The 25,129-nt window shown below is 66.9% G+C and carries 24 protein-coding genes and 1 pseudogene; 14 read left to right on the forward strand and 11 right to left on the reverse strand.

Annotation, left to right across the window (positions count from 1 at the left end; translation table 11 throughout):
• Positions 1-29 precede the first annotated feature (29 nt).
• The 5 genes and pseudogenes from qcrC to IM660_RS19850 form a co-directional block, all read left to right on the forward strand.
• A complete protein-coding gene (gene qcrC, locus IM660_RS10475; RefSeq protein ID WP_193495298.1) occupies positions 30-809 on the forward strand; it encodes a cytochrome bc1 complex diheme cytochrome c subunit in 780 nt (259 codons plus the stop codon).
• Positions 806-1,834, forward strand: coding sequence for a cytochrome bc1 complex Rieske iron-sulfur subunit (qcrA, locus tag IM660_RS10480; RefSeq protein WP_193495300.1), 1,029 nt, complete (start codon positions 806-808; stop codon positions 1,832-1,834). Before qcrC ends, qcrA begins: the two co-directional genes overlap by 4 nt.
• Positions 1,831-3,519 (forward strand): cytochrome bc1 complex cytochrome b subunit, encoded by a 1,689-nt coding sequence (gene qcrB, locus IM660_RS10485; RefSeq protein WP_193495303.1) that lies wholly within the window; start codon positions 1,831-1,833, stop codon positions 3,517-3,519. The genes qcrA and qcrB overlap by 4 nt, the downstream gene beginning before the upstream one ends.
• A 132-nt stretch (positions 3,520-3,651) precedes the next feature.
• A complete protein-coding gene (locus IM660_RS10490; protein WP_193495305.1) occupies positions 3,652-4,263 on the forward strand; it encodes a superoxide dismutase in 612 nt (203 codons plus the stop codon).
• Between the two features lie 152 nt (positions 4,264-4,415).
• Positions 4,416-4,844 (forward strand): annotated as a pseudogene (locus IM660_RS19850) (transposase); the annotation flags it as partial.
• 107 nt (positions 4,845-4,951) lie between these two features.
• On the opposite strand, the gene IM660_RS10495 reads toward IM660_RS19850, so the two are convergent.
• The 6 genes from IM660_RS10495 to IM660_RS10520 all read right to left on the reverse strand — a co-directional run bounded on the left by IM660_RS10495 (position 4,952) and on the right by IM660_RS10520 (position 10,924).
• Complete coding sequence (locus tag IM660_RS10495; RefSeq protein WP_246464897.1) at positions 4,952-5,395, reverse strand: cytochrome c oxidase subunit 4; 444 nt, start codon at positions 5,393-5,395, stop codon at positions 4,952-4,954.
• Positions 5,392-7,182 carry an aa3-type cytochrome oxidase subunit I gene (gene ctaD / locus IM660_RS10500; RefSeq protein ID WP_193495308.1) on the reverse strand — a complete coding sequence of 597 codons (1,791 nt, stop codon included), beginning with the start codon at positions 7,180-7,182 and terminating at the stop codon, positions 5,392-5,394. The genes IM660_RS10495 and ctaD overlap by 4 nt, the downstream gene beginning before the upstream one ends.
• Positions 7,182-8,075: an aa3-type cytochrome oxidase subunit II gene (gene ctaC / locus IM660_RS10505; protein ID WP_246464898.1), complete on the reverse strand. Its 894-nt coding sequence runs from the start codon at positions 8,073-8,075 to the stop codon at positions 7,182-7,184. The genes ctaD and ctaC overlap by 1 nt, the downstream gene beginning before the upstream one ends.
• Positions 8,076-8,247: 172 nt before the next feature.
• Positions 8,248-9,186, reverse strand: a complete 939-nt coding sequence (locus IM660_RS10510; RefSeq protein ID WP_193495311.1) for an FKBP-type peptidyl-prolyl cis-trans isomerase — start codon at positions 9,184-9,186, stop codon at positions 8,248-8,250.
• Positions 9,187-9,318: 132 nt separating this feature from the next.
• The gene (gene erpA / locus IM660_RS10515) at positions 9,319-9,678 is read right to left on the reverse strand and encodes an iron-sulfur cluster insertion protein ErpA (protein WP_193495314.1); all 360 of its coding nucleotides are present in this window, start codon (positions 9,676-9,678) and stop codon (positions 9,319-9,321) included.
• A 115-nt stretch (positions 9,679-9,793) separates the two neighbouring features.
• Positions 9,794-10,924, reverse strand: coding sequence for a glycerate kinase (locus IM660_RS10520; protein WP_193495316.1), 1,131 nt, complete (start codon positions 10,922-10,924; stop codon positions 9,794-9,796).
• A gap of 111 nt (positions 10,925-11,035) precedes the next feature.
• Between IM660_RS10520 and IM660_RS10525 the strand changes: the two genes are divergently transcribed.
• Both IM660_RS10525 and IM660_RS10530 read left to right on the forward strand, forming a co-directional pair.
• Positions 11,036-11,623, forward strand: a complete 588-nt coding sequence (locus IM660_RS10525; RefSeq protein WP_193495319.1) for a DUF3043 domain-containing protein — start codon at positions 11,036-11,038, stop codon at positions 11,621-11,623.
• A 46-nt stretch (positions 11,624-11,669) separates the two neighbouring features.
• Positions 11,670-12,683 (forward strand): aldo/keto reductase family protein, encoded by a 1,014-nt coding sequence (locus tag IM660_RS10530; RefSeq protein ID WP_193495322.1) that lies wholly within the window; start codon positions 11,670-11,672, stop codon positions 12,681-12,683.
• A 117-nt stretch (positions 12,684-12,800) separates the two neighbouring features.
• On the opposite strand, the gene IM660_RS10535 is transcribed toward IM660_RS10530, so the two are convergent.
• The 3 genes from IM660_RS10535 to IM660_RS10545 are packed head-to-tail and all read right to left on the reverse strand — an operon-like array spanning position 12,801 to position 14,639.
• The gene (locus tag IM660_RS10535; protein ID WP_193495325.1) at positions 12,801-13,823 is read right to left on the reverse strand and encodes a quinone-dependent dihydroorotate dehydrogenase; all 1,023 of its coding nucleotides are present in this window, start codon (positions 13,821-13,823) and stop codon (positions 12,801-12,803) included.
• Between the two features lie 16 nt (positions 13,824-13,839).
• On the reverse strand, positions 13,840-14,280 hold the full coding sequence (locus IM660_RS10540) for a hypothetical protein (protein WP_193495327.1): 441 nt from the start codon (positions 14,278-14,280) through the stop codon (positions 13,840-13,842).
• On the reverse strand, positions 14,277-14,639 hold the full coding sequence (locus IM660_RS10545; RefSeq protein ID WP_193495329.1) for a hypothetical protein: 363 nt from the start codon (positions 14,637-14,639) through the stop codon (positions 14,277-14,279). Before IM660_RS10545 ends, IM660_RS10540 begins: the two co-directional genes overlap by 4 nt.
• 101 nt (positions 14,640-14,740) lie before the next feature.
• On the opposite strand from IM660_RS10545, the gene IM660_RS10550 reads away from it, so the two are divergent.
• From IM660_RS10550 to IM660_RS10565, 4 genes are all read left to right on the forward strand, one after another.
• Positions 14,741-16,213 carry a leucyl aminopeptidase gene (locus tag IM660_RS10550; RefSeq protein ID WP_425503827.1) on the forward strand — a complete coding sequence of 491 codons (1,473 nt, stop codon included), beginning with the start codon at positions 14,741-14,743 and terminating at the stop codon, positions 16,211-16,213.
• A 58-nt stretch (positions 16,214-16,271) separates the two neighbouring features.
• On the forward strand, positions 16,272-17,726 hold the full coding sequence (lpdA, locus tag IM660_RS10555; RefSeq protein WP_193495334.1) for a dihydrolipoyl dehydrogenase: 1,455 nt from the start codon (positions 16,272-16,274) through the stop codon (positions 17,724-17,726).
• A 32-nt stretch (positions 17,727-17,758) separates the two neighbouring features.
• On the forward strand, positions 17,759-19,552 hold the full coding sequence (sucB, locus tag IM660_RS10560) for a 2-oxoglutarate dehydrogenase, E2 component, dihydrolipoamide succinyltransferase (RefSeq protein ID WP_193495336.1): 1,794 nt from the start codon (positions 17,759-17,761) through the stop codon (positions 19,550-19,552).
• Positions 19,553-19,645: 93 nt separating this feature from the next.
• Positions 19,646-20,560, forward strand: a complete 915-nt coding sequence (locus tag IM660_RS10565) for a TIGR01777 family oxidoreductase (RefSeq protein WP_193495338.1) — start codon at positions 19,646-19,648, stop codon at positions 20,558-20,560.
• 68 nt (positions 20,561-20,628) lie between these two features.
• Here the strand turns inward: IM660_RS10565 and IM660_RS10570 are convergent, their stop codons facing one another.
• A complete protein-coding gene (locus tag IM660_RS10570) occupies positions 20,629-22,005 on the reverse strand; it encodes a protein kinase domain-containing protein (RefSeq protein ID WP_193495341.1) in 1,377 nt (458 codons plus the stop codon).
• 116 nt (positions 22,006-22,121) lie between these two features.
• On the opposite strand from IM660_RS10570, the gene lipB reads away from it, so the two are divergent.
• The 3 genes from lipB (at position 22,122) to IM660_RS10585 (ending at position 24,702) form a co-directional block, all read left to right on the forward strand.
• Complete coding sequence (lipB, locus tag IM660_RS10575) at positions 22,122-22,826, forward strand: lipoyl(octanoyl) transferase LipB (RefSeq protein WP_193495344.1); 705 nt, start codon at positions 22,122-22,124, stop codon at positions 22,824-22,826.
• Between the two features lie 33 nt (positions 22,827-22,859).
• A complete protein-coding gene (lipA, locus tag IM660_RS10580; RefSeq protein ID WP_193495346.1) occupies positions 22,860-23,861 on the forward strand; it encodes a lipoyl synthase in 1,002 nt (333 codons plus the stop codon).
• A gap of 130 nt (positions 23,862-23,991) precedes the next feature.
• Positions 23,992-24,702, forward strand: coding sequence for a DUF4191 domain-containing protein (locus IM660_RS10585; RefSeq protein ID WP_193495348.1), 711 nt, complete (start codon positions 23,992-23,994; stop codon positions 24,700-24,702).
• 67 nt (positions 24,703-24,769) lie between these two features.
• Here the strand turns inward: IM660_RS10585 and IM660_RS10590 are convergent, their stop codons facing one another.
• The gene (locus tag IM660_RS10590) at positions 24,770-25,123 is read right to left on the reverse strand and encodes an RDD family protein (RefSeq protein ID WP_193495351.1); all 354 of its coding nucleotides are present in this window, start codon (positions 25,121-25,123) and stop codon (positions 24,770-24,772) included.
• Positions 25,124-25,129: the final 6 nt, after the last annotated feature.

A 25,129-nucleotide genomic window follows, 5' to 3' on the forward strand; every position in this document is an offset into this window, starting at 1 on the left:
TCCCCCATCTGATTCGAGGATTCGTAGAAGTGAAGGCTTTAGCGGCCAGGCGACGGCACCGGCTAGCGCCCGTCATCCTGATGACGCTGGCACTCCTGTTCACCGGAGTTGTGTACGCGGCCATCGCCCCGAGCGCGGCACAGGCCGATACCGCCAGCGCGGACGACCTGACCGAGGGTGAGCGGCTGTTCATCACCAACTGCTCGACCTGTCACGGGCTCGACGCCGAGGGAACGCCCGAGGCGCCATCCTTGATCGGTGTGGGTGCCGCCTCCGTGCACTTCCAGATCGTGACCGGTCGGATGCCGATGGACGCCAACTCACCCCAGGCGGAGGCAAAGCCCCCGCAGTTGGACGAACAGCAGGCGCAGCAGGTCGCTGCCTACATTGCCTCCCTCGGTCCTGGGCCATCGATCCCGTCCGCAGAGCAGGTCGATCCCACCCTCGGTGACGCTGCCGCCGGTGGCGCCCTGTTCCGGACGAACTGCGCCATGTGCCACAACGCTGTCGGTGCAGGAGGGGCGCTGACCGAGGGCAAGTACGCGCCAGCGCTCTATGAGTCCACCCCGACCGAGATCTACGAGGCGATGCTGACCGGTCCGCAGTCGATGCCGGTGTTCAACGACGCCACGCTGACCGAAGAAGACAAGCGCGACGTCATCGCCTACCTCATCGAGCAGCGCGAGCCCAATCCCGGCGGTCTCAGCCTCGGCTCTCTCGGACCGGTATCCGAGGGACTCTGGGTGTTCGTGGTCGGAATGGGTGTGCTGATCTGCGCCGCCGTGTGGATCGGATCGAGGTCGTCATGAGTGAAGAACACAACGAACTGGCAGAACCGAGCACGGCGGATTCGTTCGAGAACCCTGGACTTGGCCACCATCGGCCCCGCCTGGGTGACGAAGATCCCCGGGCGGCAAAGCGGTCCGAGCGGCAGGTCGTCGCTCTGTTCACCGTCTCGATCCTGGCCACCATCGGCGGCATCGTGGGCTACTTCGCGTTCCCCGTCGCCGAGGCGGACGCCGGTAACGTCCGCATGTCCACCCTGGTCCTCGGCCTGGGGCTGGGCCTGGGGATGCTGGGCATCGGCGCCGCGGCGGTCCACTGGGCGAAGAGCCTGATGAACGACCACGAGAAGGTCGAGGAGCGTCACGAGCAGCGCGGCGACGACGCCACCCGCGAGCGTGCGGTCGAAATGTTGCAGGAGGGAGTGGCTGATTCCGGCATCGCCCGGCGCCCGGTCCTCAAGGGAGCACTCGGTACGGCACTGGCGCTCGCCCCTCTGAGTTTCGTCGTGCCGCTGGTCGGCAACCTTGGTGCGGACTGGAACGTGTCGAAGTTCCGCCACACCGCGTGGGCCGGAACACCAGACGGCGGACCTCGGTATCTCGCGACCGACCCGACCGATCGCCGCATCAAGGCATCGGACATCACCCGAGGCAGCATGGTGCACGTGATGCCGTACCGCCTCCCCGAGGAGGAGCACTACCTCGAGGAGAAGGCCAAGGCCGTTGTCATCGTCATCCGCGTCGATCCTTCGATCCTGAAGGAGCCCGAGGAGCGGCGCGGCTGGTCCTATGACGGGATCGTGGCGTATTCGAAGGTCTGTACTCACGTCGGGTGCCCCGTCGCACTCTACGAACAGCAGACACATCACGTCCTGTGCCCGTGCCACCAGTCCACCTTCGACATCACCGATCAGGCGAAGGTCGTCTTCGGTCCAGCGAAGCGGCCCCTGCCGCAGTTGCCGATCGCAGTCGACGACGAGGGGTACCTGTACGCCCAGCAGGACTTCGACGAGCCAGTCGGCCCGAGCTACTGGGAGCGTGAACGATGAGCGCCCGCACCGAGGTTGCGCAGCAGCGGAAGACATCCCCGACCGCGGCGGCGGGGGCGGACTTCCTGGACACCCGGGTCGGGGCGTCCAAGATGGTCAAGGAGTTCGCGCGCAAGATCTTCCCGGACCACTGGTCGTTCCTGCTGGGCGAGATCGCGCTCTTCAGTTTCGTCGTCCTGATCCTGTCAGGCATCTTCCTCACGATGTTCTTCGTGCCGAGCATGACCGAGGTGCATTACCCCGAGGATGCGCTGCCGGTCACGATGCAGGGACTGGAGATGTCCGAGGCGTTCGCCTCGACCGTGTACATGTCCTACCACGTGCCGGGGGGTCTGCTCATGCGCCAGATCCACCACTGGGCCGCCCTGATGTTCGTGGGCGCGATGACCGTGCACATGATGCGGGTGTTCTTCACCGGCGCGTTCCGTCGTCCGCGCGAGCTCAACTGGCTGGTTGGCTTCACGCTGCTGATCCTCGGCTTGGCCGCTGGGTTCTCCGGCTACTCCCTCCCGGACGACGTCCTCTCAGGGAACGGGCTACGCATCGCTGACGGCGTACTGCGGGCGATCCCGCTGATCGGCAGCTACGGCAGTTACATGCTCTTCGGTGGCGAGTTTCCCGGCACCGACATCATCCCGCGCCTGTTCACGGTCCACATCCTGCTGGTTCCCGGCTTGATCCTGGCTCTGATCGCCGTCCACCTCTTCCTGATCGTGTGGCACAAGCACACGCAGTTCCCAGGGCCTGGGCGCACCGACCGGAACGTCGTGGGTTATCCGCTCTTCCCCGTGTACACCGCCAAGGCCGGTGGCTTCTTCTTCATCGTGTTCGGCGTCCTCGCCGTGATGGGTGCCACGATGAGCATCAACAACGTCTGGAACTACGGACCGTATGACCCGTCGATCGTCGGGGCAGGTGCCCAGCCGGACTGGTACATGCTGTTCCTCGAGGGCGCGCTCCGGCTCATGCCGGGGCAGACCGAGTACGTCATCGCTGGCTACACCCTGTCGCTGAACATCCTGGTCCCCGGTGTGGTCATCCCGGGAATCCTGTTCACCTTGCTGGCCCTCTTTCCCTTCATCGAGGGCTTCGCGACCAAGGACACCGGCGAGCACCATGTGCTGGACCGCCCGCGGAACGCACCGGTGCGCACTGCCTCTGGTGTGGCGATCCTGACCGTCTTCTTCGTGCTGGTGGCAGCAGGTTCGAACGACCTCATCGCAACCCACTTCCACCTGTCCTTGAATGCGATCACCTGGGCCTTCCGGGTGCTGTTCTTCCTCCTCCCGGTCGTGACGTTCATCGTGACCAAGCGGATCTGCCTGAGCCTGCAGCGCAAGGACCGTGAACTCGTGCTGCACGGTCACGAGACAGGTCGAGTGGTTCGTTTCGCTTCCGGTGAGTACATCGAGGTCCACCGTCCTCTGGACGAGCACGAGCGCTGGGTTCTGGTGGCACATGGACCGCGTCGCCCTCTCGAGATCGCTGCCGAAGAGGATGCCGCTGGGGTTCGCCGGCCGGGCCACCGCCGGGATCGTCTCCGGCAGGCGCTCTCCCGCTTCTTCTACGAAGATCGGGTCGAACCGGTGACTCCGTCGGAGTTGGCGGCTGCGCACGTTCATGATGAGCACGATGAGGTTGAGGCCAGTCCTGCTCGCGAGACGATCGGCACACAGTCTCACTGATCGCGTTACGGTGGGACTGTGGGGCCGTCATCACGGCGGTCGCCACGTGATCGTGGGGGGTGGCTCCCACGATCACGGTGGCAGAGTTCTGCCACCGCTTCGGATTGCCACGTCTCTACAGGAGGACACCCGATGGCTCAGTACACGCTTCCTGACCTGCCGTATGACTACGCGGCGCTTGAACCGCACATTTCCGGCAAGATCATGGAGCTGCACCACGACAAGCACCACGCGGCCTATGTCGCGGGTGCGAACACGGCGCTGGAGAAGCTCGAGGGGGCTCGCGCCTCAGATGATCTTGGTGCGGTGAACCTGCTCGAGAAGAATCTTGCGTTCAACCTGGGCGGCCACATCAACCACACGATCTTCTGGAACAACCTCTCGCCGGATGGCGGTGGAGAGCCGGAGGGTGAACTCGGCGCTGCGATCACCGAGTTCTTCGGCTCGTTCTCGGCGTTCCAGAGTCACTTCGCGGCGAACGCCGCCGGTATCCAGGGATCGGGCTGGTCTGTTCTAGGCTGGGACAGCCTCGGTGAGCGGCTGGCCATCTTCCAGCTCTTCGACCAGCAGGCCAACGTCCCCGTCTCCATCACTCCGCTTCTGATGCTGGACATGTGGGAGCACGCCTTCTACCTGGACTACCTCAACGTCAAGGCTGAGTACATCAAGGCATTCTGGAACATCGCCAACTGGCAGGATGTCGCAGCGCGTCTTGAGAAGGCACGTTCCAGCTCGACCGTCTGAGCCCGCTGAACGCAAGCCCTGCAGCCCGCGTATCGCCGCCCGCATCTGCCTCTGAGCAGGTGCGGGCGGCGCTGTGTGCTGTAGATCGGAGCGAAACACTCCAGGAGCGTGCATGCCCTCGGCATGATTGGTCCCACCTGTCGTTGATGATCCACCCTCGTCAGCCCATCCTGACGAGCATGCCCGGAGTCGGCGTCAGGACCGCAGCCCTGTTCCTCACCGAAGTCGCCGGCACGCACTTCCCCAACGTCGGCACCTCGCTGCCTACGCCGGCCTCGCCTCGTCACCCGGAGATCCGGCTCCGCCATCCGCGGCGAGTGTTCGTCACGCCGCGGGATCAAGTTCCGGTAGAACGCGATGTTCCTCTCCGCCTTCGCAGCCCTTCGCGACCCCGGCTCCGCGCCTACTACGGTCACCAGACCGCTGGAGGGAAACGTCACAACCAGGCGCAGCTCGCTCTCGCGAGATGCCGGTCCGACGTCCTCGACGCATTGCTCTACAGGGCACCAACTCATCAGCGATGCTCAGCACCCTGCCACGCCGATACCGGAATCACTCATTCGACTCGACGCACGACATAGGGGCACCCCAGGCACCCCAATGGAGACGCTTCGCACCGGCATCCACCATGCACGACGCCCGTGGGCCCTGCGTGAGGGCCCACGGGCGTGGTCGCGCGGCAGGTAGGTCAGTGGGCGTGGTGGTTGCGGCTGAACTCCAGCACGTGCCCCACCAGGCCCACAAGGGCGATACCAGCACCGATGCCCAGCAGCCACCAACCGACGGCAGCCCCCAGGAACACGAAGGAGACGGCGATACCAAGCACCAGCGGCCACCAACTCCACGGTGAGAACGTGCCGTACTCACCGGCTGCGTCAGCCACGTCGGCCATGGGGTCGTCCTCAGGGCGCGGATCGATACGACGACTGAGGATCATCAGGTAGAAGCCGACCATCCCCCAGAGTCCGACCACCAGCGCCAGCGCAGTCGACCCGACGGGCTCCCAGCCGGACCAGAGCCCGTACAGCACGAACATCGGAACGAAGAATCCGATCAGCCCGAGGAAGAAGATCGCTTCCACCCGCATCGGCTTGTACGGTTCGGTCCGCGGGCCATGCGACGTCGCGTTCATCGTGCGTCTCCGTCCTGTGTGCTCGCGCGATCCTGTCCCAACTCGGCCTCACCCCGGCGATCAGCGTCACCGTAGACCTTGTCCAGCAAGTCCGGTTCTGGTTCCGCGTGGTCCATCGCGGCCACCTCCGGGTGGTGCAGGTCGAAGGCCGGGCGTTCTGACCGGATCCGAGGCAGAGTGGTGAAGTTGTGGCGTGGTGGCGGGCAGGAGGTGGCCCACTCGAGTGAGTTGCTGTAACCCCACGGATCGTCAACCTCGACATCTGGCGCAGTACGCCACGTCTTGTAGACATTCCACAGGAACGGCAGTGTCGACAGCGCGAGCACGACCGCCGAAATCGTGGAGAGCTGATTCATCCACACGAAATCCGGCTCCGGCAGGTAGTCCGGAACACGACGCTGCATGCCCATGACACCCAACCAGTGCTGGATGAGGAAGGTGCCGTGGAATCCGAAGAACAACAGCCAGAAGTGGATCTTCCCCCACCGATCGTCGAGCATCTTTCCCGTGAACTTCGGCCACCAGAAGTAGAAGCCCGCGAACATCGCGAACACGACCGTTCCGAAGACCACGTAGTGGAAGTGCGCGACCACGAAGTACGTGTCCGTGACGTGGAAGTCAAGCGGCGGGCTTGCGAGGATGATGCCGGTGAGACCACCGAAGAGGAAGGTCACGAGGAATCCGATGCACCAGAGCATCGGAGATTCGAACGTGAGTTTGCCGCGCCACATCGTGCCGATCCAGTTGAAGAACTTCACCCCGGTCGGTACTGCGATGAGCATGGTCATCACGGAGAAGAACGGCAGGAGCACCTGTCCCGTGGAATACATGTGGTGTGCCCACACGGTCACCGAGAGCCCGGCGATCGCGATCGTGGCGAACACGAGACCCATGTACCCGAAGATCGGTTTGCGAGAGAACACCGGGAGAATCTCGGAGACGATACCGAAGAACGGCAGCGCGATGATGTAGACCTCAGGGTGGCCGAAGAACCAGAAAAGGTGCTGCCACAGCATCGCTCCGCCGTTCTCGGCAGCGAAGATCTGGGAACCGAGGATACGGTCAGCGCCGAGTCCGAAGAGTGCGGCGGCCAGGATCGGGAACGCCATCAGCGCCAGGATCGAGGTGAGGAGGATGTTCCAGGTGAAGATCGGCATCCGGAACATCGTCATTCCCGGCATTCGCATGCACAGGATCGTGGTGATGAAGTTGACCGACCCGAAGATCGTGCCGAAGCCGGTCATCGCCAGGCCCATCACCCACAGGTCACCGCCGAGCCCAGCGGTGTACGTAGCGTTCGACAGTGGTGTATAGGCGAACCAGCCGAAACTCGCGGCCCCACGCGGGGTGAGGAAACCCGCACTGGCGATGATCCCCCCGAACAGGAAAAGCCAGTAGGCGAACATGTTCAGCCGCGGGAAGGCGACGTCGGGTGCTCCGATTTGCAGCGGCACCAGGATGTTGCCGAAACCGACGAACAACGGCGTCGCGAACAGCAACAGCATGATCGTGCCGTGCATGGTGAACAACTGGTTGTACTGCTCGCCGCTGGCGACAACCTGGATGCCGGGTTCGAAGAGTTCGGCCCGGATCAGCAGGGCGAGCAGACCACCGAAGCAGAAGAACACGAAGGACGTGATCAGGTAGAGATAGCCGATCGTCTTGTGATCGGTCGTGGTCATCCACGCCACGACAGTCTTGCCTAGGTGCTGGCGCTCTTTCGCCAGCCCGGGCACGACCTCACCGGCGTCGGTGACCGTGTTGTGCACGTCGTCCTGGACGGCCATCAGTGCTCAGCTCCCTCATCCTCGTCGCCGCCGATGGGGCTGGAGACGTCCGCAGCGTTCTGCCGGTCGTACTCGGTACCGAGATCGCCGGTCTGATCCGCGGCACGGAGCTCCTCCATCTGTGCCGCGTACTCGGCCTCAGAGACCACTGCGACGTTGAAGTACATGTAGCCGTGGTACTCACCGCACAGCTCGGCGCACTTGCCGAGGTAGGTTCCCTCTTCATTCGGAGTCAGGATGAAGGAGTTCACCTCATTCGGAATGGTGTCTTCCTTGTAGAGGAAGGCAGGAACCCAGAATGAGTGCGCGACGTCCCTGCTGCGCAACGTGAACTCCACCGTCTGTCCGACAGGCAGGTAGAGGGTGGGGAACTCCTCGGTCGCCGCCATGGTGCCGTCGAGTTGCACCTGCGTGCCGGTATCCCAGACGCCCTCATCGGTGTAGACGAAATCCCACGTCCACTGGCGTCCGTAGACGTCGATGTGGACGTCGGCCTCGACGTCAGGGTTGGTGATCTCTTCCTGGAGAGTGGCGGTGTAGTAGAACAGCACCCCCACCATCACCAGCGGGACGAACGTATAGAGCAGTTCTAGTGGGAGGTGGTACCGCAGCTGCACGGGAAGGCGGTCGTCACCCTTGCGCTTGCGATAGACGATCACGCACCAGATGATCAGGCCCCAGGTGATGACGCCCACGATCAACGCGGCGATCCAGGATCCGTTCCACAATGTGACGACGTCGTCGCTGTGCTCGGTGATGCCTGGGCTACCGGGCAACCACCCCCGCGAGACCTGTTCCGCAGAGCACCCGGCGAGAGCCAGTGCTGAGACGAGCCCGAGCGTCCCGAGGCCGACCGCGCGGCGCCTCGTGGTGCGGGGAGAGGGCGTTGGCACGATCCTCAAGCCTTCCGACGTCACGATCCTGATATACCGGGCCGCCGCTGCGTGCACACAGCGCTGACACAGCGCTATCGCTCCAACGACCGGCCGACTAGAGCCACCCTATCGTCAAATCTCTCCAGCGAGCGCATGAACCACGCCTCGACGAGGATCGGGTGACGTGGGCTCAGTGTGCCGCGAGCACGTCCACGACGTGGGCGTAGGCAGGGCTCTCCTCAGATGGCGGTGTCAGGACCACCACCCGCGATCCGACCGGGACATCGACAAGCATGTCGACGATTGATCCGGTGCCCACGAATCCCGCATAGGGGCCGGCTCCCCGGCCTGCGTCACTAGCCCAGCTACTGCCCGCGGGCGATCCGTCCCAGGCCGTCGTCGCATACCCGATCGCGACCGACTGCCCCATCGCCACCGGTTCCCCGTCACCCTCGGCGATGACGATCGTCTCGACCTCAGAAGGCTCCTCTGCCCCGTCTGGTACGGCTACCGACGCCGGCTCGCCAAGTCCACCGGTCACGGCGACCGGTAGGGCGTCCGCCCCGCTCACCTCGGTGGCGTCGCTCTGGCCTGTTGCGTCCGGGCCGTAGGCCTCGACGAGATCGACGACGAAGACGATCGTGTCGTCCGGGCCGATCCCGGCGTCTGCGTTGCCGCCGGATGGACCGTAGCCGAGCTCGCTCGGGATGCTCAGCAGAAGCCGTGAGCCGACGGCGTGCCCAGGGATTCCCTGCGTCCACCCCTGGACCACGCTGTTCAGTGAGAACATCGACGGCGTCTCGCGGCTGTAGGAGTCGTCGAACGTCTCCTGGTCACCCCACACAATGCCTGCGTAGTGGGCCACGACGACAGCCTGCTCCTGGACTTGCGGACCATCACCTTCGCTGAGCACCTCGACCTGGAGCCCCTCGGGCGCCTGCTCGCTCGGGAACTCGAACGTCGGCGCCTCACCGAAGTCACCGCTCGCATCGGGCATGGCGGTCGATTGCTCCGTGGTGGTCTCCTCAGGAGGCGCGTTCCCCTCTTCTGCCTGGCCAGCGGCGCAGGCCGTCAGCAGGAGTCCAGCAGTCGTCAGGAGCGCCAAGGCGCGGGCGGTGCGTCGGTTCACGGGGTGTGCTTTCGTCTCGGGTCAGGGGCGGGCAGCCAGGCTCGACCGGGCGCGGGTCGTGCGCTCTCACGCGAAACGGCCGCGCTGCCCTCGGGAGGGTTGCGCGGCCGTCACTCGTGCTCGGCGGATGGTTCAGTGGAACGAGTCACCGCAGGCACATGAGCCGCCGGCGTTGGGGTTGTCGATCGTGAAACCTTGCTTCTCGATAGTGTCAGCGAAGTCGATCGTGGCTCCCGCGAGGTACGGAACGCTCATCTTGTCCACGATCACCTCGACGCCCTCGAACTCGCGCACCGCATCGCCGTCAAGGTAGCGCTCGTCGAAGTAGAGCTGATAGATCAGCCCGGAACATCCGCCTGGCTGGACGGCCACCCGCAGGCGCAGGTCGTCTCGTCCTTCCTGCTCAAGCAAGGTCTTCACCTTGGTCGCGGCGACGTCGGTCAGGACGACCTCGTGCTCGAGCGCTTCCGTGGTGGGGGTGGTCTGCGTCATGTGTCTCTCCGAAAGTCGTGCGCGCCGGTCGCCCGGCCTGCTGCCGGAGCAACGCCTGCCGTGCCTGCGGTATTCCTCCGGCACGACGAGCAGGTCACTCCCTCTCCAGAGTACGTCACAGTGCCCAGGTGCGTCGGATCCGTTCCCCACGTCTCACGATGTCGTCCCACGGGTCACCCGGAGGTGGTCCCGGCTGGCCACCGAGGCCTCGCGTGGGAGCGTCTCGGATCGGATAGGTCGCGCTCACTCCCACGCGCGCGCCATCGCGCCGGCTCACCTGCACCTGCTCCCCCACGGCGACGACCGGAACACCGTAGGCCATCGCGGCCTGCCCGGCAGCAGCGACCACGCCGGTGTGCATCGCGGTGCCGTCGAGTGTGGTGCAGCCCGTCACCACCAGGTCGACCCCTCCGGCGAGCTCGGGCAAGGCGGTCTCCGCTGCCACCACCTCCGCACCGGGCAGAATCCGTCCGCCGAGCATGGCAAGGACGTATGCGGAGCCCCCTCCGGCCCCGGTACCCGGGTCGCGGGTGGGCCGCACCACCGGCCGGGGGCGGCTGGCAAGGCTAGGTGCAGGCCCTCCATCCGGCCCGGGGCGGCTGCCTACCTGGTCGACGAGTGCGCCGACACGACGTTCGGCTTCCTGGGCGACGGCCGGCCCGACTCCGGGGAGCTGCGCCAGCGCTGCGCCGGCGCCGTGCAGACCCAGCAGCGGCCGGTCGGTGGCCGCCGCGACGTCGATCTGCACGTGCCTGAGCCGGTGCCGCAACTCCTCGACCGCGGCGAGGCCCCCAGCCTCCCCGAGCAGCACCCCCAACCGCTGCAGCAGCCCAATGCCCCCATCGTGCACTGCGGACTCGCCTAGGCCCACGACCACACGAGCCGCGCCCGTCTCCACGGCTGCCACCAACAGGTCCGCCACCGGCTCAGTCGTTCCCTCGCGCACGAGCCGCGCAGCCGTTCGGGTTCCCACCTCGTCCCAGCCCAGCACAGCACTGGTCTCGACATATGCCGTACCTCCCGCACGACCGGGCACATGTAGCAATGCGGCCGGCACCTGCTCGTCCGGGTCCCACACGCCTGCCCGCACCACCACCGGCACGAGCTCACCGCCACGAGCATGGCGCACGGACTCGACGAGCTCGGCTGCACCATCGCTCATCGGACGTTCCACGACGTCGTGGCCGGCTTCAACCCAGCCGTACGCCAGCCCCCGTGTCGCGTCGACGGCGGAAACCGGGCCCATGCGGCCAGGGCAGATAAGTACGCGCACTCGCCCAGTCTCTCAGGCGCCGCACGGAGCCGAGCAACGCCCGCACCGTCCGGAAGACCTGACGACCTCGACTAGGCTGCGATTGTGTTCGGACGCAAGAAGAATGAGGACCTCACGCCCACGGTCGAGGACGAGACCCCTTCCGGAAAGGGGCGCCCCACACCGCGCAGACGTGACGCTGAGGCACGGAACAAGCGTCCCCTCGTCCCGACCGATCGCAAGGCCGCTCGGCGAGAGCAGCGCGCGAAGTACGCCGAGGCACGTGAACGGATGAACCAGGCGATGGTCACCGGCGATGACCAGCACATGCCCGCCCAGCATCGGGGACCTGTGCGCCGGTACTTGCGAGACTACGTCGACGCGCGCTGGAACCTGGGCGAGCTGTTCCTCCCGATCGCGGCTCTGATCGTGCTCATCATGCTCGGTGCCAGCTTCATCCCCGCGCTCGGGAACGTGGCTCTGCTCGCGTTCTACTCGCTCTACATCATCGTCTTCATCGCCCTGGCCGACGCGATCATCCTCGCCGTCCGGCTGCGTCGGAAGGTCCGCGCCAAGTTCGGACAGGACCGAGTGGGCCGCGGCGTGATCCTCTACGTGATCATGCGCGCCTTCCAACTGCGCCGTACGCGCCTTCCGAAGCCGCAGATCAAACGGGGCGAGTTCCCGGCCTGAGGCCGCACCCGCGGGCTGGCACGTTCGGGAAGCATAGGATCGATCCATGCACTTCCGACACCTCGGCCGCTCCGGCCTGAAGATCAGCGAGATCACCTACGGCAACTGGATCACGCACGGCTCGCAGGTTGAAAATGACACAGCCACTGCCTGTGTGAGAGCCGCGCTCGACGCCGGGATCACCTCCTTCGACACCGCCGACGTCTACGCCAATACCAAGGCGGAGGAGGTCCTGGGCGCGGCACTCGCGCACGAGCGCCGAGAGAGCCTGGAGATCTTCACGAAGGTCTATTTCCCCACCGGTCCGATGGGTCCGAATGACACCGGCTTGTCCCGCAAGCACATCATGGAGTCGATCAACGGCTCACTGCGGCGCCTGGACACAGACTACGTCGACCTGTATCAAGCGCACCGGTATGACTACGCCACACCGCTCGAGGAGACGATGCAGGCGTTCGCCGACGTCGTGCGCGCTGGGAAGGCGCTCTACATCGGAGTCAGTGAGTGGACGGCCGAGCAGCTGCGCGCCGGACACGCCTTGGCGAAGGAGCTCGGGATCAGCCTGATCTCCAGTCAGCCGCAGTACTCCATGGTCTGGCGTGTGATCGAGGACGAGGTGGTCCCCACCTCGTCCGAGCTGGGCATCTCCCAGATCGTATGGTCACCGGTGGCGCAGGGTGTCCTGACCGGGAAGTATCTTCCCGGCCAAGCCGCTCCCGACGGTTCACGCGCGGCCGATACCAAGGGCGGCGCGAAGATGATCGAGGGGCTGCTCGGACGCGAGGACCTCCTGCGCCGGGTCCAGGATTTGCGCCCTGTCGCGCAGGAACTAGACCTGACCATGGCTCAGCTCGCTGTGGCCTGGGTGCTGCAGAACGACAATGTCGCCGCCGCCCTCATCGGTGCCTCCCGGCCCGAGCAGGTGGCTGAGAACGTCGCGGCCGCCGGCATTCGGATTCCAGGGGAGCTGATGAAGAGGATCGATGAGATCCTCGCCGACAGCGTGGTGCGCGATCCCCGGCAGACGGAGAAGTCCTCGCCGACCGAGCGTCTCTGCTAGGCGGTCACTCGCTTCCGCGCGTTGCTCGCTTCCGGGCAGGTCCGCACCGCACATGGTGTAGACCTGCCCCAGCGTCCTCCCACGGCCTCGCGCTCGGGGCCGTGCTGCGGCTCCGTGTTATACGAGGGTCCGCCGGTTGATGCGGCCAGGCCAGGCAGGGCCGGAGTAGATGAAGCTGGTATACGCCTGCACGAGGGTCGCCCCCGCGTGCAGGTAGTCGCACACATCGGCTGGGGTCGAGATGCCCCCGACACCGATCACCACGGCATCTGGGCCAAGTACGGCCCGCACACGGCCGACCACATCGAGCCCGCGAGCACGCAATGGCGGTCCGGACAGCCCGCCGGCACCGTGGTCGTGGTCGATCGTGGTGTTCACGGCGACGACCCCGGCCAGCTCCAGCTCGACCGCCAGCCGAGCGATCGCATCCACGTCAGCGTCTGCCAGGTCCGGTGCGATCTTGACAAGGACGGGAACCTCCCGCGCTGCGGCCGCGACAGCCGCGTCACGGACCGACGCGAGGATGGGACGCAGGGCCTCGGTCTGCTGTAGATCGCGCAGCCCAGGGGTGTTGGGTGAGGACACGTTCACCACCATGTAATCGACGTACGGCGCCAGCGCCCGCGCGCTGGTGACGTAGTCAGCGACTGCATCCCGGGCCGGCGTCACCTTCGACTTGCCGATATTGGCACCGATGATCATGCGACGACCGTGGGCGGTCCGTCGCACACGCGCCAGCCGCCGGGCCGCCGCGTGGGCACCCGCGTTGTTGAAACCCATCCGGTTCACCAACGCTCGCTCACTCACCAACCGGAACAGTCGCGGCGGTGGGTTGCCGGGCTGCGCGTGCGCGGTGACGGTCCCGACCTCAACGAACGCGAACCCGAGAGCGTCGAGCCCGGCGGCCATGGTGGCGTTCTTGTCGAAGCCTGCCGCCGCTCCGAGGACGCCACCGATCTCTCGCCCGAACACCTCCCGCGACGGCACCCGTCCAGGTCTGCCGATCGTGGCACGCAACGTCTCCCGTAGCGGTCCGGCGGCGCCGGCACACCGGATGAGGACGCTGGCCACTCGATGAGCGACCTCGGGCTCGATCCGGGTGAACACGTGGGAGAAGAACACGCTGTAAGGACTGGCCACAGCCTCAGCCTAATGGTCAGCCGTGAGCGATCCGCGCCGGTGAGGACCGCCACATCCAGAACAGTCCGAGAAGGGGCAGCGCGGCAGGGATGTACCCGTACCCGGCTCCGAAGTGGGACCAGACACTGGCATGCGGAAACAGGTCTGGGCGGATCAGGCTCAACGTCCCGACGGCCAGAACTCCGGCAAGCTCGAATGACACCGTCACCCACGCGAGGCGGCGCATCCGGCGGCCGTTGTGCGCCATGGCGACGGTCGCCCCGAGGTACACCACGGCCGCAACTGCCGAGAGTGTGTAGGCCAGGGGCGCCTCGGCGGCATCACGGATCAGCTGCACAGCAGCCCGAGCAGTGGCGGAGATCGCGAAGATCCCATAGACGAAGATCAGCACCCGCCCCGCACCGTAGGCCGGACGGCGAGTGTCCTCGGCGCCAGTGGTCTCGGACTGCTGGCTCACCCTGTCCCTCCTGTCGCCCAGATCTGATTCACCCGCAGTTGCAGGGCGATCAGTGTCAGACAGGCCGCGATGAGCACCACCGAGCTCCACCGCGACCGCTCCGCGACGGCGACGACGGCCGCCGCCGGGAGCAGCAGCGCCGTCGTAATCAGGTACCCCCACAACAAGACTCCATCCACGGTATGGCCGCGCGCGGTCAGCACGCCGGCGATCACCATCTGCACCACGATCGCGAACTCGATCCCGGCACCGGCAACGAGCTGACGCAGGATCACCGCCTCGTTGCGGACGGTTCGCACTGCGGCCCACAGTCCGAGCAGCACAGCTGCACCGACAAGTACGGCGATGACGATGGACACGGGTGCAGGGTAGTCCGTCTGTGCTGGTGAACGCCGATTCCGACCGATGGCCGGACCGGTCAGCGCTCCCACCGGTCCTGGCCTCGCATACGATGCATGGCGTGACGGATCTGACACTCACCAGCAAGAGCCCGGAACGACTGAGCACCGACGTCCTCGTCGTGGGCGTTGCCGACGAGGACGGCAAGCCCCGGATCGAGGGGGCACAGGCCCTGAGCCGAACGACCCGTAGTTCGCTCGAACGGGCAATCACGCTTCTCGGCGTGACAGGACGCGCGGGTGAGGTGACGAAGATCCCGGCCGGCGGCGACGTGAGGGCCGACCTGCTCCTGCTGACAGGGACCGGAGCGCCGGCGCAGGACGATCAGGTCGCGCGCGAGCGCCTGCGCCGCGCTGCCGGTGCAGCTCTGGCCGGACTCGCCGGATCGCCCCGGGTGAGCATCGCTCTCCCGGTCGCTGACACTGCCGACCTGCAGGCGGTCGCCGAGGGCGCGCTGCTCGGCTGCTATCGCATGGCGAGCGCACGCGAGGCTCATGCCGCTGCGCGCGAGATCCAGCTCGTCGCCTCACCCAGCGGCAAGGCTGCACGCGCCGCCCTCGACCGCGCTCGCACCGTCGCCGAGGCCGTGCACGGCACCCGGGACCTGGTCAATCTCTCCCCCAACGTTCTCTACCCGGAGTCCTTCGCCACCCGTGCGCGCGACCTTGCCAAGGGTACGAAGGTGAAGGTCAGCGTGCTCGACGAGAGGGCCCTCGCCGATGGTGGCTATGGCGGCCTGCTCGGGGTGGGCAAGGGCTCAGCCCGCGGCCCCCGGCTGGTGCGCCTGGAGTACCGCCCGTCACGTGCGCGCCGGCATGTCGCGCTTGTGGGCAAGGGCATCACCTTTGACTCCGGAGGTCTCTCGCTCAAGCCAGCCAAGGGCATGGAGACGATGAAGAACGACATGGCGGGTGCGGCTGCTGTCCTGCATACGGTGCTCGCTGCAGCCAGGTTGGGGCTTCCCATCGCCGTCACCGGATGGTTGGCACTGGCTGAGAACATGCCCTCGGGGTCGGCGCAGCGCCCCTCCGACGTCATCACGATCCGTGGCGGGAAGACTGTCGAAGTCCTCAATACCGACGCCGAAGGCCGCTTGGTCATGGCCGATGCGCTCGTCGCAGCGACCGAGGAAGGGCCCGACGCTGTCATCGACATCGCCACCCTGACCGGAGCGCAGATGGTTGCTCTCGGCAACCAGGTCAGCGCCGTCATGGGCAATGACGACGTGCGCGAGCAGGTCCTCAGCGCCGCTGACCGGGCCGGCGAGCAGTTCTGGCCTATGCCGCTGCCGGAGGAACTGCGCGCGTCGATGAACACTCCGATGGCCGACATCGCGAATATGGGCGAGCGCTACGGCGGCATGCTGGTCGCCGGCCTGTTCCTGCAGGAGTTCGTGGGCGAGACCCCTTGGGCGCATCTCGACATCGCCGGACCGGCCTTCAACGACTCCTCGCCACGTCACTACGTCCCCAAGGGCGGAACGGGCGTGGGTGTGCGCACGCTCGTGGAGCTCCTCAGCGCCGCCAGCGCGTGAGCATCCCCACATCCGCCTGCGCACGCTCGGGTTGGGGGGAGAGGCCGTCAGTGCCAAGATGGACGTGCCCACCGCCCCCGGTCCCGGTGGGGTCGTCGGCGACGAGGAGGTGGACGTGACCACAGCGCAGAAGCCGTGGGATGTCGTCGTCCTGGGTGCCGGCAGCGGTGGTTATGCCGCAGCGCTGCGCTCGGCCCAGCTCGGCCAGACAGTGGCGCTGGTGGAGAGGGACGAGCTGGGTGGTACCTGCCTGCACCGCGGGTGCATCCCGACCAAGGCGATGTTGCACGCGGCCGAAGTCGCCGATCAGGTGCGTGAGGCTGCCAGGATCGGCCTGCGGCTCACGTTCGACGGGGTCGACGGCGGCACACTGCTCGAGCATGCCGATCGCATCGTGGGCCGCCTGCACCGGGGTCTGCAGGGACTGATCCGGGCCAGCGGCATCGAGGTGGTGCGGGGCCACGGGCGCCTGAGCGCACCGGATACGGTCCGCGTCACGGCTCCCGACGGCGGCACGAGCGACATCATCGGCCGCCACCTCGTGCTCGCCACCGGTTCCCGTAGCCGCCTCCCCGCGGCTTTTGAACGCAGTGAGCGGATCATTACCTCCGATGAGGCTCTACGTCGCACCCAGATCCCCCGCCGGGTCATCGTGCTCGGTGGTGGCGTGATCGGCGTGGAGTTCGCCAGTCTGTGGCGTTCCCTCGGTGCGGAGGTGACCATCGTGGAGGCGCTAGACCGGCTGCTGCCCGGAGAGGACCCGACGATCTCGGCAGGTCTGATGCGGGCGTTGCGCAACCGGGGCATCGACGTGCGAACCGGTACCCAGGTGCGCTCCGCCGACGACTCCGGCGACGGAGTCACAGTTCGTCTGGCCGACGGTGAGGTCATTGCTGCCGACGTCATGCTCGTCGCGGTGGGTCGGCAGCCCGTGACCGAGGATCTGGGTCTGACCGAGGTCGGAGTCGAACTCGACGAGGGCTGGGTCAGGACGGACCCGCAGTTGCACACCGGCATCGGGTCGATCTACGCCGTCGGCGATCTTGTCCGGGGACCGCAACTCGCGCATCGTGGCTTCGGACACGGGATCGCTGTCGCCGAACGCATCGCCGGCCAGAATCCGCTACCCCTACCGGATGAGCAGATCCCGCGGGTGACCTACAGCGACCCGGAGGTCGCGTCGGTCGGCCTGACCGAACCCGCCGCCAGGGAGCGGTTCGGCGCGGACGGCGTCGAGACTGTCGAGTATCCCCTCACCGGGAACGGGAAGAGCCAGATCCTGGGCACGTCCGGAATGGTGAAACTGGTACGGCAGACTGGAGGACCGATCGTCGGTGTGCACCTGCTCGGAAGCCGCGTGGGCGAGCAGATCGGCGAGGCACAACTCTGGGTTGGCTGGGAGGCATACCCTCAAGACATCACCCCGTTCATTCATGCACACCCCACACAGAACGAGGCACTGGGCGAGGCCGCACTGGCCCTGGCCGGTCAGCCGTTGCACGCTCACTCGTGAGAAGACCCTTCGAGAAGGAGACTGAAGAGGCCATGTCCCAATCCGTACAGATGCCCGCCCTCGGTGAGAGTGTCACCGAAGGCACAGTCACCCAGTGGCTGAAGTCCGTGGGTGACACGGTGGAGGTGGACGAGCCGCTGCTCGAGGTCTCCACCGACAAGGTCGACACCGAGGTCCCCTCCCCCGTCGCCGGTGTACTTGAGAAGATCCTGGTCGATGAGGACGAGACGGTCGAGGTGGGTGCCGACCTCGCTGTGATCGGTTCCGGTGAGGGAGGCGGTGGGTCCACCGAAGCCGCTGAGGAGTCATCGGCGCAGGAGACTGGCGACGAACCCGCACAGAGCGCTCCGGACGAGCAGGCACCGGCACAGCAGGAAGCCGCTGAGGCGAGCCCGGCCGAGGAGTCCGCACCCGAACCCCAGTCAACGCCGGCTGCAACGCCCAGTGGCGGCTCCGGTGACCGGACTGCAGTCACACTGCCCGCCCTCGGTGAGAGCGTCACCGAAGGCACAGTCACCCAGTGGCTGAAGTCCGTGGGTGAGACGGTCGAGGTGGACGAGCCGCTGCTCGAAGTCTCCACCGACAAGGTCGACACCGAGGTCCCCTCCCCCGTCGCGGGCACGTTGCTCGAGGTGCTCGTCTCCGAGGACGAGACCGTCGAGGTAGGTGGAACACTGGCCTATGTGGGTTCGGGTTCCGCTCCCGCCGCCTCCGCTGAAGAGGCGGAGTCCACCGAGAAGGAGGAGAAGCCGGAACCGGCGGCTCAACCTGCATCGGAGGAGAAGCCTGCCCCCGAGAAGCCGTCAGCAACGGAATCAGCACCGGCGCCCGCCCCTCAGCCCCAGGAGAAGCCGCAGCAGACGCCCGCCTCGGCAGCCAGCGAGTCCGGCGACTCATCCTCGACGCTTCCTTACGTCACGCCGCTGGTGCGCAAGCTGGCGGCCGACAAGGGTGTCGACCTGAGTGATGTCCCGGGAACCGGCGTCGGTGGTCGCGTGCGCAAGCAGGACGTCCTCGACGCCGCAGAGAAGGCGGCTGCTCCGGCGCCCGCCGAAGCGGCGCCTGCTGCACGTTCGGCGTCGTCGGCTCCGTCCGTCGAGGTCTCCCCCTTGCGGGGGACGACCGAGAAGATGTCCCGGCTGCGTAAGATCGTCGCCCAGCGCATGGTGGAGTCACTGCAGACGTCGGCGCAACTCACCACGGTCGTCGAGGTGGATGTCACCAAGGTCGCGCGACTGCGTGCGCGCGCCAAGGAGGAGTTCGCGTCCCGCGAGGGTGTGAAGCTGACCTTCCTGCCGTTCTTCACCCTCGCCGCGACCGAGGCACTCAAGCAGTTCCCGAAGCTCAACGCGAGCATCGACGGTGACGAGGTCGTCTATCACGGCAGCGAGAACGTCGGGATCGCGGTGGACACCGAGCGAGGCTTGGTGGTGCCCGTCATTAAGGACGCCGGGGATCTCAACATCGCCGGTATCGCTCGCAAGATCTCTGACCTGGCGTCCCGCACGCGGGCCAACAAGGCCACACCCGACGAGCTGGGCGGTGGCACGTTCACCATCACCAACACCGGATCGGGCGGAGCGCTGTTCGACACCCCGATCCTCCTGCAGCCGCAGGTGGGCATCCTGGGTGTGGGCACCATTGTCAAGCGTCCGGTCGTGGTGACCGACGCCGACGGCGCCGAGGTGATCGCGGTCCGCTCGATGGTGTATCTGGCGCTCTCCTACGACCACCGGCTGGTCGACGGTGCCGACGCCGCACGGTTCCTCACGGCGATGAAGACTCGCATCGAAGAGGGCAAGTTCGAGGCGGCGCTCGGGTTGTGACCGGTGCATCTGCACCACTGCTGAACCACTGATCAGGGTGCCCGCGGCGACGGCCGCGGGTACCCTGCATCTATCTCGGCACAGGGAGGCAACGTGGCAGTCGTTCTCATCGCCGGATCCTCAGGATTCCTTGGCTCGTCGCTGACCGAGCGGCTCCGCTCGCAGGGCCACGAGGTACGCCGACTGGTTCGCCGGTCGAGCCTCGCACCGGACGAGCTCAGCTGGGATCCAGCGGCCGGCCGGCTGGAGTTGTCCGCCCTTGACGACGTCACCCACGTCGTCAATCTCGCTGGCGCCGGAGTGGGCGACAAGCGCTGGACACGAGCTCGCAAGCAAGCGATCCTCAGTTCCCGGGTAGCATCCACGGCACTACTCGCGTCGCGGATCGCCGCTGTGGAGGATGGTCGCATCACGCTGGTCAACGCGTCTGCCGTCGGCTACTACGGTGATCGTGGCGACGAGGAGCTCACAGAACAGGTACCGGCTGGTGACGGGTTTCTCGCCGGCGTGTGCCGCGCCTGGGAGCGTGCTGCCGATCCAGCACGCGAGGCCGGCCACCGGGTGGTGCACCTGCGCACGGGAATCGTGCTCGATCCGGCCGGTGGCGCACTGGCGCGGATGCTGCCGCTGATCCGCCTCGGCCTGGCCGGTCCGCTCGGCTCGGGTCGGCAGTGGTGGCCGTGGATCACCCAGGAGGATGTGCTCGGCGCGACGACGCATCTGTTGTTCAGGACGGACGTGGCCGGGCCGGTGAACATCGTCGGGCCACAGCCCCAGCGCAACCGTGACGTCATCGCCGCCCTAGCCACGGCAGCACATCGGCCGTCTCTGCTTCCGGTGCCGACGTTTGCCCTACGGATCGCCCTCGGCGAGTTCGCCACCGAACTCACTGCCTCGCAGCGCGCGCTCCCCCAGGCCCTAGTGGACTCCGGCTACACCTTTACCTGGCCCGACCTCGCGACGGCAGCCGAACACCTGATCTCAGCCCCTGGTCGGGACAGCGCCTGACCTCATCGACATCGCTGGACGGCGGAGGGCGGGACTGCGCAGCCCGGTGGCTGTCCAGGCAGCCCGTCCTACGTCGCGCACGGCTGGACTGTCGACACCCGCCAGGCGTGCTCGACCAGCCCCATCTCGATCGCGGTGCAGCGGCCCTCCACCGGCTCGATGAAGGAGAGCGTGCCATCAGGCCCGTGACGCTCATAGGCAGTCTGCGACAGCATCATCTGCGCCCGCGCCTCGTCCGGTCCCACGTCGAGGATCTCGATTCCACTCGCTGTGCTCGTCAGGCCTTCGATCTCCACGTCTGCCTCGTGCAGAGCCGCCAGCAGCGCCGCATCTGCCGCGGCGGCGTCGGATCCTGGCACGGTCAGGGCCGCCAACAGGTCATGGTCTCGCGCCTGGAGTGCCTCGTCCCGCAGCGCGGTCAGTTCCGCCACTCGAGCAACCAGATCCTGCTCGCGGAAGATCGCCGTCCGGAGCCCTGTGCGAGGCAGTGGTCCGGGACCGGTGTGTAGTTCGGACATCACCACAGCAGTCAGGAGCACGATCGCCGCAGCGATCGTCAGACCTGGCCGCCATCTGCGTCGGCGATGACGAGCGACCCGCCTGCGATGGGTGGGAGCAAGCGCCGTCGCCGTACGGGCTGCGTGGTTGCGCAGCGTCGCGGCTGCGAGGATCCTCGGCTCGGCTGGCCGGATCGGCGTGTCGTAGCTCCGCAATTGGTCCGCTGCGTCCTGTGCGACGGGTCGCCGTGCCGCATCGTCGGCGAGCAGGTCAGTCAGTGCATCCAGGACCCGCGACCGCTCACCATCGCTTGCCGCGTGCACGGCGACGGCTGCTACTCCGTACACATCGGCCGGGGCGCCAGGACGTGCCCCACCGCTGACCTCGGGTGCCTGGAAGCCCGGAGTGCCGCACTCCCGTTCTGGCAGCGCAGAGACGTCGACGAGGACCGGGCGCACCCCGGCAACGGAAAGGGACCGGTCGCCGTCCAGCTCGGGGCGAACGGATTCGTTCTGGCTTCCACGTGCGGGCGCCAGCAGCACGTTGGACGGCGCGATGTCCCCGTGCACGATTCCCGCTGCGTGCAGGCTGGCCAGAGTACGCAGGAGCCGGGCCGCCAGGCTGAGGCACTCCGGCGCCGTCAGGCCATCACGGGCGGTCCGCAGCGTCCCCACCGTGGGGCCGTCGACATACTCCGAGGCGACGGCGACATCACCGTTAGGCATGTCAATGGACGCCACCGCCCGTGCCACACCGCCCTCGGGAAGTTCGCGCAATGCCTCCCATCGCCTCCGGAGCCGACTGCCTTCTTCGGCGCAGGAGACCCTGATCACCCGGAGCACGACCGTCCGGCCGGAGGCGTCCTGCGCCTTCCAGAGCGCATCGCGACCGCCAGCACCCGCCAGCCCTGTCACGTTGTACCCGGGCACCCTTACGTGCTTGACCATGACTGGCAGCACATCATGACGGCACCCGATCGTGCAGGGGCTATCCACAGGCCACATGCCGGACGTCCGCCCACCCGCGACGCGGCCGGGCGGACGGCACGCTTACAGTGGTCTCCATGCGCACCTATCGGTGGGATCTGGGAGCCCGGCTCATCCCCTACCGTGAGGCGTGGCAGTACCAGCGCGATGTGCACGCCAGCGTGGTGGCCGGAGGCGAGGACGAACTGATCCTGGTCGAGCACGAGCCGGTCTACACGGCCGGACGCCGGACCGCTTCCTGGGACCGTCCTGGACCCGGCGTCGACGTCGTGGACGTCGATCGCGGTGGCCGGATCACCTGGCATGGGCCGGGACAGCTCGTCGTCTATCCGATCGCGCGACTTGCCGCACCGATCGATGTCGTGGCCTACGTGCGGGCCCTGGAGCAGGCGGTCATCGACGCGCTCCTGCAGTGGGGGGTTCATGGCGACCGCGTCGAGGGCCGGTCGGGAGTGTGGGTCCTGGGCGATGACGGGGAGCAGGATCGCAAGGTCGCTGCTATCGGGGTGCGGGTGGCCCGGGGCGTCACGATGCACGGCCTCGCACTCAACGTCTGCCCCGATCTGAGCGCGTTCGGCTCGATCGTCCCCTGTGGGATCAATGATGCGGGGGTGACGTCCGTCACCGAGCTCACCGGGTCGCCGTTGAGGGTCGCCGCATGCGCCGGCGTGCTCGAGCCGCATCTACGGCGCCGGCTGGCGCCGCTGCTGGATCGTCCCAGCGTCGGCCCAGGTGAGGGTGACCGACATGAGCCGGACCGAAGCGAGCCGGTGCACGCGTAGGCTGACAGATCACAGGCGAGGAAGGGAGAACCGGTGGCGATCGCCCCGGAAGGACGACGAATGCTCCGCGTGGAGGCACGCAACGCCGCCGTCCCTATCGAGAAGAAGCCGTCCTGGATCAAGACCCGCGCGATCATGGGTCCCGAGTACACAGAGCTGCAGTCACTCGTGAAGCGCGAGGGCCTGCACACGGTGTGCCAGGAGGCCGGCTGCCCGAACATCTTCGAGTGCTGGGAGGATCGTGAGGCGACGTTCCTCATCGGGGGTGACCAGTGCACTCGGCGCTGCGACTTCTGCCAGATCGATACCGGCAAGCCGGCCGCCTTCGACGCCGACGAACCTCGCCGCGTGGCGGCGTCTGTCCAGGCCATGGGTCTGCGCTATTCGACGGTCACCGGTGTGGCGCGCGACGATCTCGCCGACGGCGGAGCCTGGCTCTATGCCGAGACTGTCCGCCAGATCCACCAGGTCAATCCGGGTACGGGCGTCGAGCTGCTCATCCCGGACTTCAACGCCGAACCTGAGCAGCTGGCAGAGGTGTTCTCTTCTCGGCCCGAGGTGCTGGCCCACAATCTGGAGACGGTGCCACGCATCTTCAAGCGGATCCGCCCCGGATTCCGCTACGAACGCTCGCTGAGCGTGCTCACGGCCGCCCGCCAGGACGGCCTGGTCACCAAGTCCAATCTCATCCTCGGCATGGGCGAGACCCTGGACGAGGCTGCCGACGCCCTGCAGGACCTGCACGACGCTGGTTGCGATCTGGTCACCATCACCCAGTACCTGCGCCCGAGCCCGCGGCACCACCCGGTGGACCGGTGGGTCCGCCCGGAAGAGTTCGTCCAGTTGTCCGAGGAGGCTGAACGGATCGGATTCGCCGGCGTCATGGCCGGTCCGCTGGTGCGCTCGTCCTACCGCGCCGGCCGGCTGTGGGCGCAAGCCAAGGCGCGTCGGGGTGAGCAGGTGCCGCCGGAGTTGGCTCATCTGACCGAACCAGGCAGCGCCCGCCAGGAGGCCGCCTCGTTACTCGGCCGCTGAGTCCGTTCTGCCTGCCGACGGCGGACCCTCCCCTGCCGAGTCCAGGTCCGGTCAGCGACGGGCGTGGGCGAGGGACGCCGTCGTGGTCCGGCCGGGAGAAGGCGCCACGGCCGGTAGGCTGTGAGCCATCATGGCGAAGAACACCACAGACTCGGCCACGCCGAAGCCCAAGAAGAAGCGTTGGTATCACCAGATCTGGGAAGTCTTCCAGATGGTGCGGCGGGAGCAGCCGTCGATCGTGCTCTGGCTGCTGCTGGTGTTCGCCGGCGTGGTGGCCGTGGGTGTGGTCGCCGGAGTGCTCTTCGACCAGGTGCTCTACTTCTCGTTGTTGTCGGTACCGTTCGGTGTGCTGGCGGCGATGTTCGTACTGGCCCGCCGCGCCGAGACGGTGGCCTACGCGCGTATCGATGGTGAGCCTGGGGCCGTCTCGGCGGCGCTGGGCACCATCCGACGAGGCTGGAATGTCCAGGAGGAGCCGGTGGCGGTCGACCCGCGCACGCAAGACATGGTGTTCCGCGCCGTCGGACGACCCGGGGTGGTACTGATCTCCGAGGGCCCGGCGCATCGCGTGCCGAAACTGCTCGAGGGTGAGCGCAAGCGGGTCGCCCGGGTGATCCCGAACGTGCCGATCGTCCTGTTGCAGTGCGGCAACGAGGAGGGTCAGATTCCGCTGACCAAGATCGCGAACAAGGTGCGGCGCCAGAAGGCGACACTGACGCGCAACGAGGTCGCTGAGGTCTCCAAGCGCCTCCGAGCGCTGCGTTCCAACGCCCTGCCCATCCCTAAGGGTGTCGATCCACGCCGCGCGCGGCCAGACCGCAAGGGCATGCGCGGGCGCTGACGCCTCGTCATCAACGACTCGATCCCGGCCACGAGTGCAGAGGTAGCCGTGCATCGGTGCCGCGTGATCAGCTCCTGCTGATGATGGTTCCGGCCGCCCTGTCGTGCACTGCCCGGCCGTCCGGTCCGGTGACGACGGCCGGGATCACCAGGCACAGCAGCACTGTACGCACCAACGCCCGCAATGGGCCCGCCGGGTCGCTATTGTCTGCCCGCACGCGCAGGCCGAGGAGTCGGTGGCCGATGGAGGATCCCAGCGTTCCCACGAGGAGGAACGTCATGGCGGCGAAGACCCCGACTGTCGCCAACGGGTGGTAGTCGAAGAAGCCTGCACTGATCGCTGAGGCGATGAGCCAGTCGATCGCGAGGGCACCGACTCTCCGTCCCCAGAGGGTTTCGCGTGGTTGGTCCTCAGTGGTCACTGGCTC

The organism is Ruania alkalisoli (assembly GCF_014960965.1).
Taxonomy (GTDB): domain Bacteria; phylum Actinomycetota; class Actinomycetes; order Actinomycetales; family Beutenbergiaceae; genus Ruania; species Ruania alkalisoli.